Origin of the sequence: Limnofasciculus baicalensis BBK-W-15, assembly GCF_024178385.1 — a bacterium.
Lineage (GTDB): Bacteria > Cyanobacteriota > Cyanobacteriia > Cyanobacteriales > Coleofasciculaceae > Limnofasciculus > Limnofasciculus baicalensis.
Genome location: NZ_JAMZMM010000170.1, coordinates 1 through 12,972, shown reverse-complemented (window position 1 = coordinate 12,972; position 12,972 = coordinate 1). Strand labels below are relative to the sequence as shown.

The 12,972-nt window shown below is 43.0% G+C and carries 11 protein-coding genes; 6 read left to right on the top strand and 5 right to left on the bottom strand.

What is annotated here, in order from left to right; translation table 11 throughout:
* The first annotated feature begins 57 nt into the window (after window positions 1-57).
* Complete coding sequence (locus NJ959_RS16780; RefSeq protein ID WP_254012886.1) at window positions 58-1,047, top strand: vitamin K epoxide reductase family protein; 990 nt, start codon at window positions 58-60, stop codon at window positions 1,045-1,047.
* A 101-nt stretch (window positions 1,048-1,148) separates the two neighbouring features.
* Here the strand turns inward: NJ959_RS16780 and NJ959_RS16775 are convergent, their stop codons facing one another.
* Together NJ959_RS16775 and NJ959_RS16770 are read right to left on the bottom strand one after the other, a co-directional pair.
* Entirely contained in the window at window positions 1,149-1,574 is a 426-nt protein-coding gene (locus tag NJ959_RS16775) for a DUF1824 family protein (RefSeq protein WP_254012885.1), read from the bottom strand.
* A gap of 355 nt (window positions 1,575-1,929) precedes the next feature.
* Window positions 1,930-2,112, bottom strand: coding sequence for a hypothetical protein (locus NJ959_RS16770; RefSeq protein ID WP_254012884.1), 183 nt, complete (start codon window positions 2,110-2,112; stop codon window positions 1,930-1,932).
* Between the two features lie 329 nt (window positions 2,113-2,441).
* Between NJ959_RS16770 and NJ959_RS16765 the strand changes: the two genes are divergently transcribed.
* Together NJ959_RS16765 and NJ959_RS16760 are read left to right on the top strand one after the other, a co-directional pair.
* Window positions 2,442-2,765, top strand: coding sequence for a hypothetical protein (locus NJ959_RS16765; RefSeq protein ID WP_254012883.1), 324 nt, complete (start codon window positions 2,442-2,444; stop codon window positions 2,763-2,765).
* Window positions 2,684-3,133, top strand: a complete 450-nt coding sequence (locus tag NJ959_RS16760; RefSeq protein WP_256529327.1) for an HNH endonuclease — start codon at window positions 2,684-2,686, stop codon at window positions 3,131-3,133. The genes NJ959_RS16765 and NJ959_RS16760 overlap by 82 nt, the downstream gene beginning before the upstream one ends.
* A gap of 64 nt (window positions 3,134-3,197) precedes the next feature.
* On the opposite strand, the gene NJ959_RS16755 is transcribed toward NJ959_RS16760, so the two are convergent.
* Entirely contained in the window at window positions 3,198-5,360 is a 2,163-nt protein-coding gene (locus NJ959_RS16755) for a S8 family peptidase (RefSeq protein WP_254012881.1), read from the bottom strand.
* Window positions 5,361-5,652: 292 nt separating this feature from the next.
* Between NJ959_RS16755 and NJ959_RS16750 the strand changes: the two genes are divergently transcribed.
* Window positions 5,653-6,177, top strand: a complete 525-nt coding sequence (locus NJ959_RS16750) for a DUF4330 domain-containing protein (protein ID WP_254012880.1) — start codon at window positions 5,653-5,655, stop codon at window positions 6,175-6,177.
* 148 nt (window positions 6,178-6,325) lie between these two features.
* On the opposite strand, the gene NJ959_RS16745 is transcribed toward NJ959_RS16750, so the two are convergent.
* Together NJ959_RS16745 and NJ959_RS16740 are read right to left on the bottom strand one after the other, a co-directional pair.
* Window positions 6,326-6,565: a hypothetical protein gene (locus NJ959_RS16745; RefSeq protein WP_254012879.1), complete on the bottom strand. Its 240-nt coding sequence runs from the start codon at window positions 6,563-6,565 to the stop codon at window positions 6,326-6,328.
* A gap of 95 nt (window positions 6,566-6,660) precedes the next feature.
* Window positions 6,661-7,614 (bottom strand): TetR family transcriptional regulator, encoded by a 954-nt coding sequence (locus NJ959_RS16740; protein ID WP_254012878.1) that lies wholly within the window; start codon window positions 7,612-7,614, stop codon window positions 6,661-6,663.
* Window positions 7,615-7,846: 232 nt separating this feature from the next.
* Between NJ959_RS16740 and NJ959_RS16735 the strand changes: the two genes are divergently transcribed.
* Window positions 7,847-10,240, top strand: coding sequence for a cellulose biosynthesis cyclic di-GMP-binding regulatory protein BcsB (locus NJ959_RS16735; RefSeq protein WP_254012877.1), 2,394 nt, complete (start codon window positions 7,847-7,849; stop codon window positions 10,238-10,240).
* Window positions 10,241-10,358: 118 nt separating this feature from the next.
* A partial coding sequence (locus tag NJ959_RS16730; RefSeq protein WP_254012876.1) for a glycosyltransferase family 2 protein occupies window positions 10,359-12,972 on the top strand: 2,614 nt, incomplete at its 3' end.

The window sequence follows — 12,972 nt, the reverse complement described above, 5'->3', positions numbered from 1 at the left end:
AACTAACAACCAACAACTAACAACCAACAACTAACAACCAACAACTAACAACTAATTATGATTCGCCGACGTTCAGTTCCCTGGATTCATCGCTGGTCCCGTCAGCTTATTGGTGGGATAGCTCTTGTAGGTACTCTGGATACTTTATATCTGACTCTGGTTGAATTTGGGTTTTTTAAAGAAGCAGCTTTTTGTCCTACCACTGGTACGATTAATTGTCAAGCAGTTCTGAGTAGTAACTATGCCAAAGTTTTTGGTATACCCTTAAGCTTGTTTGGCATGTTGGCTTATATTGCCATTGCTTTGTTTGCTGTCGCACCCCAATTGATCGACTCATCTGATAACAAAAAATTACGCGCTACAGTAGAGGAATCGACTTGGTTACTGCTGTTTGCTGGTTCAACGGCAATGCTGGTTTTCAGTGGTTATTTAGTCTATTTAATGGCTTTTGAAATTAAGGCATTTTGTATCTACTGTCTCCTCTCGGTTATCTGTTCTACAGCTTTATTTATCATCACAATAATTGGTCGAACTTGGGAGGATATGGGACAACTTTTTTTCACTGGTATTTTAGTGATGATGGTGGGCTTAATTGGTGCGGTGGGAGTTCATTCTGCGGCATCAAATCCTGGATTTAAACAAGAATTGAACGCATCAGGTCAAGTTATCATCCCTCCTGTACCATCTAGTGCGCCAAAAGAGGGAGTTGGTTGGGAAATTAAGATGACTTCTGGAGAAGCAGAAATTGCCCTAGCGAGTCATTTAACTAAAGTAGGGGTGAAGGAATATATTGCTTATTGGTGTCCTCACTGTCACGAACAGAAAGAACTATTTGGCAAAGAAGCATACGCGGAAATTACGCATTTTGATTGTGCTGAACCTGGTAACGATAATAGCCAAACAAAAATCTGTGCCGATGCCGGAATTAAATCTTATCCAACTTGGGAGATTAATGGTAAATTGAATCCTGGCGTGAAAACATTACAGGAACTTGCAGATCTTACAGGTTATCAAGGTAAGCGTGATTTTAAGTATGCTTTACGTTGATGAGGATAATGATAGAGCAGATAGCAGGTTTATGAAGTACATATTAGAAACCGGGTTTCTTAAAGAAACCCGGTTTCTAGTTATCTGTAAATAAATTGATATTATTCAGGGTTTTCAAATAAATCGATGGGTAAATGTCCATACATTTCATTAATTCCCCCCTCAAATGAGGATTGGCAAGATACTAAGACTCCCCGATATTTTCCGGTGTAAGAATCTAGATAACACAATCCTGTGTTACCATTAAATTTGATGTAAACTGGCTCGTCAATTGGGATCAGATTGAGATCTGGTTGGTATCCTAATGCTGCGGAATAGGTTTTGAGGGCGGCTAAACCTTGTTCGGCTGTATCAGCACAAATACCTAATATTTGGAAATCGGAATGTTCGGCAAGTAAAAGTACTGCTTGGCGGATTTGGGCTTTTTCTGATTCTGAGGTTACTGTTTTGCTATCAACGCAGTTGAAGGGTTTGAGTAGTGCTTGAGCGGCTCGGATGGTGAGATGGGTTGGGTTTTTGGTAGACATACATTATGATATAGACTGATAATGTTTCTATTTAACATTGAATCGGGCGACTCTTCGGCAATTAGCCTACTAAGCCACCCGACTCTGTTTTATATTCGGACAGGGTTTTCCCTATCACCGGAATGGATTTGGACTCTTCTATTTGCACTCCTAACTAATTCCCATCAGGTAGCTCTGGCTCTGAAGAGTGTTTCAAACCTGTCCTAATCCAAAATACCAAGTAAGGTGCGTTAAGAATAATGTACCGTGATGGGATGTTAAGTCGGATTTTGTCGGAGCAGGGCTTGGCTATCTTTTTGCTTTACTGGCTTCGCTATGCCAAAAAAGACTTGACATTTAGTATTATACTCTTCCCTCAACCAACTGTGACCATTAGAGCTTCGACTAACTTAAATAATTCAAAGGTGACAAACACACCAAGAATCACAGTAACTAAACTATTCAAAATAGGAGTGTTGCCATAACCAAAGAAAGAGGCAACAAATTTGATGGATACGATTGAGAGAGCGACAATGACGACAATTTGTATAGGTGTCATAAGGAATTCAAAATTCAACACATAATTTCAGCTTGAATAATATCATCTAAGTCCAGTATTTGTAAATTTTATAATAAACTCTTCTTATTTCGGGTGATTGGTGTGGAGTGTGGGGGAAGAGAGAGACAATCCTTGGTGAATGGAATTGGCAACTATACAAACCAAATTCGGATTGTGCGCAGAATAAATGGAAACCATTGGCTTTCAGATCTACAGCGGCAGGTGCAAGTTGTATAGATGAGATTTTCACTGCCCAATTGAGCATAGTGCAAGATCGGAATTGAAATGGACTATAATAGAAAAGATCGCCCCAGAGTTATGGTGAAACTATGCCAACTCCTCAACTAATGATTAGCCCATCGTTCTTAATGCGATCTGGACTCCAGATCCGTCAACGAGATGAAGTCATTCTTTTCAAGTTTACAGACGATCTACACTTTCGCCTAGAATCTCTTTTGGAGAAAAGTAAAGCTGGATTGCTGACAGAAAATGAAGTTGCTGAACTTGAAGGTATCAAAGAATTAGACAGAATTTTTACCTTGATTAACTCTAAACTTGCCGCTCAATTGAAATGGTCTCTAAGTCAACTCGAATCTTTGTCAAACAACGAGCGAGAAACCGCTGTGAATACTGCCACTCCCCTGAATTTGTGAGTACATCTCCATTGACAATCGACCATTTAATACCACAATCTTTGGGTGGATCTGATCAACTCAATAATTTGGCATTAGCTTGTCATCGCTGCAATGAACGTCGGTACAATTTCACAACAGGGATCGATCCGGAAACTCAACTAGAAACTCCTTTATTTAATCCCCGAAAGCAGCAGTGGATTGACCATTTTATCTGGATAAGAGACGGGTTGAAAATTTTGGGTACTACTCCCATAGGTAGAGCAACTTGCAATCGTCTTGACATTAATGATGACTTTCACAATGATGGTTTTATTCAGGAGTCTCGTCAGTATTGGGTAGATGTAGGTTGGCATCCGCCTCGAGAAGATCCTCGCATCTCGGAATAACCTTGGTCAAAAGTCTAAAATAAAAACTCTTTATTTGAGACTTTTGACTTTACTTCTAATATTACTACTCGCCTTTCACTTTCTTCACCGCCGCATCAGCATTTACCAACCCACTACCAAAGAAATATTCCTGAGAGGATACAGGGCGAGGTTGGGGAAAAATACCCGATGGACGAATAAAAGGAAAACCCATCCCGGAGCCAAAACCAATCGATGCTTGTAAGCGATATTGATTCTCATCAGCTTTAGTCATAGCTAATCCATCATAACTAGCAGTTTCCTTGAGAATACTAACTAAACGATCGCGACTTAAGCGACGATCCGGATCTTCCCCTTTCATTAGCGCCATTACACCCGATACAGTAGGTGCAGAAAAAGAAGTTCCTTCCACCTGTACATATTTCCCTTTCGGATCTAAAGTAACACCCCAAGCATAGTCTGGCACAGGAATTCCCTGCCAAAAACCATCCACCCAAGTGCCACCAGTAGTGAGAATTCCCCCACTCATATTTAGCTCAGTATCGCCACCAGGAGCAACTAAATCCAATCGTCCGCCATAATTACTATAAACAGTACGATTCCCTGAAATATTAGTCGCCCCAACTGATAATACACCAGGAATTGCCGCCGGGAAACCCACTCCATCTACGCTTTCATTTCCAGCCGAAGCAATAATAACTAAGTTAGGATGAGTATCCAAAACTTCAAATATTTGATCCGTTAATTCTCGATCCGGCATCAAACTACCCAAACTCATATTAATCACATCTGCCCCTCGCGATGCAGCATAACCTACAGCTTCAATTAATGATGCAGTAGTAATTTCACCCCCCAAACCAAACACGCGAACAGGTAAAATTTTAGCATTAGGAGCAACACCAATAAGCCCCGTTTCATCTGCTGGGCGGGCGGCAATTACGCCAGCACACCAAGTACCATGAAATTCGGCAGCTATTTCATTCCGTAGATAATTCCGGATTAAAGTAGCTATTTCTCCTTCCGAAGCATCCGGATTGCCCCCGGAAAACTCAAAGGCGAGAAATTCGTATTCTTTCAGTAAATCAGCATTAGATAATTCAAAACTCTTCTTAAACTGCGGCTGTAGTGCTGTAACTTCATCAGCACTAATGCGAGTATCGGGATCTCCTTCACCTTCTCCAGAAAAGTCCCAACCATGAACCTCACCGGGTAACTTATCTTTTACATCACCCACTGTGTAGACAGTATTAACTAAATCGGGATGATCCCACTGAATTAAACTATCAATCACAGCAACTACTACACCATCCCCTCGATTACTCTTTTTCCAAGCTTCTGTCGCCCTAACATCAGTACGCGGTAGCAATTGTCCTCGCCTGGAGGTGCTATCAAGATGCCATTGTAAGGGTAACATATTGGTAGGATAGGGAGTTTCACCGTGCTTGGGCAAACTACTTAATTTCGATCGCAATTTATCCACTGCTTGCGGTGTTTGGGAGAGAGCAGTATTATGGTTTGTCTGTTCTTTAATGCCAGAGGTGACAGACTGAACAAAATTAGGAGTTGCTGATTGGATTCCAGCTAAACCATTAAGTTGATTCGCTACATTTAAAACAGCGGTTCCTGATACCGACTTGGATTTGACAATATAGCGATTGTTAGAAAAACGTAGAGAGCGAACTATTTCTAAATTATGACGATCTAGCAAAATATTTCGTTGCAAATTCGTCATTCCTGGCTCTAAACTCAGGACAATTTCATTGGGTAGAATTACAGTTTGTTCAGTTGTCCCTGATTGCTCAGATTCACTTGTGCGAGTGAGGACAGGTAAGGTACTCTCAACGAAAGGTTCCTGTTGAATTCGCTTAGTTACAGAATTGGGATCGTTGAGTGTATCAGATAATAGCTTAACTAGGGCATAGCGATCGCCTAAAGGTGTTACTTCTACATTTAAAGGTTGAGCAGGAGGAGTCCCCCCACGGGTATTGCCTCCACCCCCTTGCAACGCCTGTTGGAGTCGCAGATAAGGAGGTTGACTGAATCCCCTCGTACCGCCCTGAGTTTTGAAGGATACTGCGATCGTATCAGATCGCAAGGTGAGGGGAATCTGCTGACCGTAGAATGTGTAATATAATTCTCCAGGTGCTGAAAATTGAGCTGTTGCTGCCGGAGGCTGGAGAATATTGAGGGGATTAGCTGCGCTCCACAGAAAGCCTGTGAGGAGAATGCTGGAAACAAGACGCTTCATGTGAGTTACTTGTCATAGATAATGGACAGTGCTATCAACTTCTATCTCTGAGAGGTTGAGGGTTATGCAGTACAACTGAAAATCACCTGATATCCTTCACAGCAGTACGGAAGAGAAAGCAAATGTTAAAGCGAGTTACAGCAATTTTCAGGTATGTGAGGTACAGAGAAACCGGGTTTCTCAAAGAAACTGGGTTTCTCTGATATACTTCATCAACTGGCAATCTACTCTAATTCGGTTTAATTATTTTAAGTAAGTTTTCTGTTGTACCCAAAACATCAAACAATGGTTTATGGCTATTTTGGATTCTAAAGGACGTTTATTCGGTAAAGTCAGCATTCTCGATGCAGGTGCTGCTTTAGTTATTATGTTAGTGCTTGTAGGCATTTTTATCTTTCCCGGTACTAGAGGCTCAGTAGCTCAAATCAATGAGACAAAACCCATAGAAGTGGATGTCATCGTGCGAGGCTTAGGTGTGGGGAATCCAGAGGCGTTGATTAAACAATTTGAAGAAGAGAAGAAAACTAATATTATCATTCGCAATCAACCCTACGGTCAGGTTAACATCAAATCTGTAAAACAATTGCCGCGCACTTTGGCTGTACCCCAACCTGATGGCTCAGTGAAAGAATTACCCGATCCCCGATCTAATTTTTTTAGTGCAGATATGATCATGACTTTAAGCGGTCAAGCTACTATTACTACAGATGGTCCGGTATTTGGCAATAACAAAATTAAAATTGGCACGCCAATTGAGTTGGAGGGTAATAATTATAACTTCAATGCTAGTACGATTGAGGTTAGGGTTCTGAAATAAGGAATACGGAAGTACCCCCCGTAGGGGTAACTTCCGATTAAACAACCTCACAGAAATTCAATCAGAATTAGGTCGCACCCTTAGCTGATGCGACTTTCTGAATCTTTCTTGACACGCTTCAGTGTCTGTTTATCCGACTAATTACCACTCAATCATCGGTTTCATCACGGCTGTTTTCTCGCTGTTTTTCCTGTAAGAGTTTTTCCTGTAGGAGTTTTTCTAAGTCCTCATTTTTGAGAACCTCCTCAATCATCTCCCTGACAGTATCAGACATAGTGATACCCTTTAGGTAACAATAGAGTTTAAATCTTTCCTTGAGTGCTTCAGGCAGTCGAAACCTCAGATAATCGTCTCTTTCCAGCATTTCTAGCTTCTGGGTATGTGCCATTATTTAAGTGACCAGATACGTTAGAACCAGCTTGTCGCTGTTATAACAGTATGAGTAATAATAGCATGGTCTTTTGTGAAGATGCAACAAATAGCTCAAAGTCGAGCTGGATCTGGATAGTTTACCTTAGCCCAAATGACATAACTTTTTTCTGTCTTAGTAACCAGAGTTTCCGGAAGTCTTGCCCCTAACCTCGCCAAGACTTCGAGAATCTGCTGCTGAGTTGGTTCCATTCTCAAAAAGCTGTAGTACTCACCGTTGACTTGAATTGTCAATAGTCGTTGCTTTAAATGGGGTAGTTCAATCCGACAGGTTTGGTACTCAGATCGGGATGTAAGGATTTTAGTCTTGGCGGAGTGATTGTGAGTAACAGTTTCAGCTTGGGGTTGGTGAGGTTGGTCTGATTCGCTATGATTGAAGTCGTTAAAGGAGATATCAGCCATCTCACGATCTGGATCAAACTGAACCAGATTGGGATCGTCTTCAACTGAGGGCAAGTTGGGTTCGGCGGAAACAGAGGTATCAGGAATAGTCACTTCCGGATATACCCATTGTTCCTCCCCTTCAATCGTATCATCTACCGATTCAAGAATACTATTAGGAATAGTGAGAGATGGACTATTGAAAACTTCATTAGGAGAAAGATCTATTGCAGAAACTTCTGGTCGATATTCTGGTTGTTCTATTCCTTCTGATAGTGTTTCTGAGTTCAACTCCTGTGGCTTTTGATTTGACGACTCTTGTTCTTTTTCTGTAATCGCTGATTCCTGCCATTGCTGCCACCGACGATAAACCTCAACAGTAGCCATCCCACCTCCCACACTGATGATAATCGCAAATCCAATATAGGGAATCGCAACCTCCTTATGATCGCCATCAAAGATAGGAGGAATTTCTACAGGTGGAATATCCATACTACCCAATGACGGGAGTTCCACGACAACTGGTTCAGATTTGATTAAAGCCAAGGGGACAGTTAACGCAGAAAAGATCACACCAGAGACAAATACAGCCGGGAGTAAAACATTGCTAAGGGCGGAATTGCTCATAAAAACCTCATAGGCGGTGGCGAAAATACTTTATAATACTTCATATATCAAAACAGCAGGGGCATCAAGTTGCAGATTTTTTCCCAACCTCCAGCCAAAAGGTAGCCAATCCGGATTAGGTTGTGTCAGGGTTGTATCAAGCAAAAGTAGTCTTCTTTCACCCAAGCAACCGAAAAGAAGAGACACCGAACAAGCAAATAGCAACTCGTAACCAGACTCCCAAAAGCCCCTGATGAAACGTCAACGCACCAATCCAGCCAATCATCACCAAGAAAAAAAGCATCGCCGCCATCACCCCCTAGTATGGCTGGTAATCCTCAGCGCCACCATCCCCAGCCTGACTCCCAGCCTAGGGGTAGCGCAAAGTGACACCCCCCCCAGTCCAACCATAACCCCATCAACAGAAACATACCGAGAAAGCGCAGTAGACGAAAGAAAAGAAAGACAAAGCCCAGAAAAAAACCTACCCATAACCCCCAAAGACTCACAAGTAAAAGCCGCCAAAAAAGGTGACCCCTACGTCTTAGAATTTAACCGCAGCCCCGTAGTCGGGACACGCTTCAGCCTGCGAGGAATCTACGACGAAGCCAGACTCGGATTTACCAAACCCAGAGAATGGAAACTAAAAACAGTCAAAGCCCTAATCAAATATCGCCACTCCCCCGCCCTCTACGCCACCCGGAGTAACCTCACCGTCATGCTCAACGGAGCCAGCCTCGGTAGTATACCCCTCAACCGGAAAGAAGGAGAAATCGGGACAGCCATATTCGACGTACCCCTTGCCCAAATCCAAAACTACAACCAAGTCACCATCGCCGCCCTGCAAAACAACTCCCCCACCTGCACCCAAGACCCCTACGACCCATCCCTTTGGACAGAAATACTCCCCGACTCAAAAATCACCTTTGACTACGACCCCCAGCCCATAGAACTCAACTTCAACCAATATCCCTACCCCATATTCGACGAACTCAGCCTCTATCCCAACCAAATCAGCTACCTCCTACCAGAAAAAATCGACTCCCAATGGCTAACCACCATTAACCGCTACCAAATAGCCCTAGGTAGAATCGCCGACTACCGCCGCCTCAATACCCGGCTCATTAAAACCATCACAGAGGTAAAAACCACAGAAAGACTAGTCATCATCGGAACACCAACCCAACAAAGCGCCATAAAATCGCTCAAATTACCCATACCCATCAAAGACAACCAACTCTTAGACGAAAAACAAAAACCCCTAGCCCCAGACGTAGGCGTACTCATCCTCACCACCACCACAGAAAACACCACCCCCATCCTAATCGCCACAGGCAACTCCCCCGCAGGCGTAGCGAAAGCAATCCAATTTCTAGTCCAATCCAAAGACCAAAAAATCGGGACAGGTCAAAGTATCCTAGTCAAAACCCTCACCACAGTACCATCCCCCCCAGCCAGAGAATGGCCTCGATACCTACCTCTCAAACCCGAATTCAAAATGGGGGAACTCACAGATCGCAACAACCAACCTCTCAAAGATATCACTGTCAGAGGTTCCGACTCACCACCTATAGAATTCGACTTTCGTGCCCTACCAGACGACAAATTCGGGCCAAATAATTTCATTACCCTCAACTACAGCTACGGACCACAAATTAATGCCAAAACCTCATTAGTAGAAATAAAACTAGATGACGTAGCCCTGATTGGCAAAAGACTAACATCAATCAACGGCGGCAATAAAGAAACCCTCAGAATCGAACTACCACCAGACAGAATCAAACCCACCTCAAAAATACAAGTAGACTTTCGCCTCGATGCGCGAGAAAGACGTTCCTGTAGCAAAGTAACAGATCAACAACTCTGGGGCACCCTCCATAACGACACCAGCTTCAAACTCAACCGGACAAACTCAGTCCAAGTACCGGACCTCAAACTACTGCAATACGGATTCCCCTTTGGCGCACCCCAAGACCTATCAAATACAGCAATTGTACTACCCAAAAGCCCCACAATAGAAGACATGATGACCGCTCTGGAATTTAGTGCCAGATTAGGAAGACTCAGCCAAGCCACCTCAGTCCAACTAGCAGCCTACACAGCCGACACACTGCCCCAAGAAATCAAAGAAAAACACCACCTAGTCGGAATCGGCACACAAAAAAACTTCCCCTTTCCTGAAATTTTCACATCAGAAGGATTTCAACTAAAAGAAACATCAACCCGGCAACTGAAACAAAGCAACATTCAAACCACCCCGGATAACGATGGTGTCATCAAAGAAATAATCTCACCCTGGAACAAAGAAAGAGAACGAGTACTAATCGCCCTTTCCGGACAAACAGAAACAGGATTAGAACAAGTCCAAAACCTCCTACACCAAGACCCCCTATTCTACCAAATTCAAGGAGACACAGTATTAATTAGCGCCAACGTTGCCGAAACAGATAGCAATAATCCCAACGCCTATAACCTGAAATTTCTCCAACAAGAACGAAAAGAAGAACTAGAGAAAAAGCCCCTGCCAAATCAATTCCTCCAACTGATCCAGACAAGCTGGTTCCTATTAGGACCAGCGATGATCGCCGCCACATTAATCCTGTACGGCATCGTCCAACTCTATCTAAAAAGAGTAGCTGGACAATAGTTGTTGTTAGTTGTTTGTTGCTTGTTATTGGTCAAGAAACCCCAAGCAACAACTAATACCCCCAAACCAACAACCAACAACCAATAACAAATAACAAACAACCAACAACCAATAACTTATGACAACAACCAAAACCAAGTGGAAACTCAACCCCTTAAAAAAACCATGGCTCACAACCAAACAGAAAGAAAAAATAGCCAACTGGGTAGTTGAGGGCATCCCAAACACATTCGACCGCCTATTCCAGTGGCTAGGAAACAATCAGCTACTATTACTAATTATCTGCCTCATCCTATTATTACGACCACTAATAGTCAACCGTCCCGCCATTTGGCAACAAGGAATAGTCGCCACCATACTAATAGGAGTCGGACGACTAGCTCTGCAAATGGAAGGACAAAACCCCAGCAAAAAAAAGAGCGAATACCTCCACCTATTTTTAGTACTACTAAGCCTCCTGTCAACCGCCCGGTACTTATATTACCGAGTCAGCTACACAATGAACTTAGAAGATCTCCTGAATGGGTTCTTCAGCATATTATTATTGATTGCCGAACTCTATGCAATTCTGACCCTAGTCCTCGCCTACTTTCAAACCCTCAAAATCAAAGACAGAGAACCAGTTGACATTACCTTATACCCACTAGAACAATGGCCCAAAGTAGACATATATATTCCCACCTATAACGAAGACGTAGAAATAGTCAGAAAGACAACCCTTTGCGCGATAGCCATCGAATATCCCGCCGATAAAAAACAAGTTTATGTCCTCGATGATGGGCGAGCCGAAAAATATAAAGCCCGTCGCATTGAATTGCAAGCAATGTGCGACGAATTGGGCGTAAAAATGCTAGTAAGAGACAATAACGACCACGCAAAAGCCGGGAATATAAACACAGCATTTCAGAACACAGATGGAGAATTAGTCCTAATTCTCGACTGCGATCACATGCCCATCAAAAAGTTCCTATTAAACGTAGTCGGCTTCTTTTTCGACCCCAAACTTGCCTTTGTCCAAACACCCCACTGGTTCTATAATCCAGATCCATTTGAGAGAAATCTCCTCACAAAAGGTAAAATTCCTGTAGGTAACGAACTATTTTATAAAGTACTTCAAAAAGGAAACGACTTCTGGAACGCCGCCTTCTTTTGCGGTTCAGCCGCCGTAATTCGCAAAGAATACGCTCTACAAGTTGGTGGAATTGCCACAGAAACAGTCACAGAAGATTGCCACACAGCCTTCCGACTCCACTCCCTAGGATATAAATCCTTCTACTATGACAAAATCATGGTAGCAGGATTAGCCCCAGAGAAATTTTCCGCATACGTCGGACAACAAGTCCGCTGGGCAAGAGGCATGGCACAAATTCTGAGAATTGAAAACCCACTAATTAACCCCAAACTAAACTTAACCCTACCCCAGCGACTATGTTATTTCAGCGCCACATCCCACTTCTTCTACGGGTTTCCCCGCTTGATGTACGCTATTGCCCCACCATTATTTCTCTTATTCGGGATTAACTCCGTCCAAGGTTTAGGATTAGAAACACTATTCTACTGTCTGCCCCACATTATCCTATCGATGCAGAGTAACCACATCCCTTATAAGCATGTCCGCTTTTCATTCTGGAATGAAATATTTGAATTTGCGATGTCATTTCAGGCAGGAATAGTCACCCTCTTAGCCCTAGTCAATCCCAAACTAGGTTCCTTTAACGTAACCGACAAAGGACTAACAGTAACCAAACGGAGCTTTGACTTTGACTCAGTGCGATATCTAGTCATTGTTAGCGCTATCGCCGCTGCATCTTTACTAGCAATACCCTTTTGGCTATTCTTCTCTCCAGAAGATACCCAAGCAGTTTTAATCAATGCACTATGGTGCGTATATAACCTATTCCTTCTGTTAGCCGCCTGTTTAGTTGCTTTTGAACAACCCCAACTACGGAAAGCACACCGTTTACCCCGAAAACTAACCGCACTAATTCATAGTGGTGGTAGTAGTTGGACAGGAGAAACAGTCGATATCAGTGAAACAGGCGTGCAAATTCTCCTATCGGAATGGCCCAATATCCCCGATGAAATTCAAGTAGAATTAGAGGGAGACTATGGGGCGCGGGCACTACTAACAGGGCGAGTAATTCGGGCTATCGCTACCAGTCAACTTAACTGCAAACTTTTTATTGATTTTGTCGATATCACCCGTACCCAAATCGACGATTTGACAGTAATCATCTATTCTGATGTGCAGGAGTGGTATTCTCAGACACGTATTGAAGAAGACAATGCGTGGGAATCCCTCAAATTTATTGTCACCAGTCTCAAACGAGTCTTCGTTGAATTCCAACCTGCCATTGCCGAAAAAATGGGAGTCAGAAGCACAGTAAGGAAACAAGTCCAGGCAGTATCACAGTTATACTGGGATGGCTGGGATGGTTACTCCTATAAAGCCATGGTAACGGGAATTGGTACTCAGGATTTAAGGCTGGAATTCGATGAGATATCCATAGAGAATTTAGAATTAATCCAGAGGGAACGACCATTAATTGGGTTATTAGTCAGTCAAGATATCCACGATCCTCAGCCAATAAGTTTATTAGCACAGGTAGAAACCATAGAAGAATTAATCTCAGTCACCTCCCCATCTTTTGTGCCAGCGAGGGCGCAAAAAGAATCTGGAGTGGAAATGAATCAACCAACTGTGAGGATTGCCATGGAATTAAGTTTTCCGG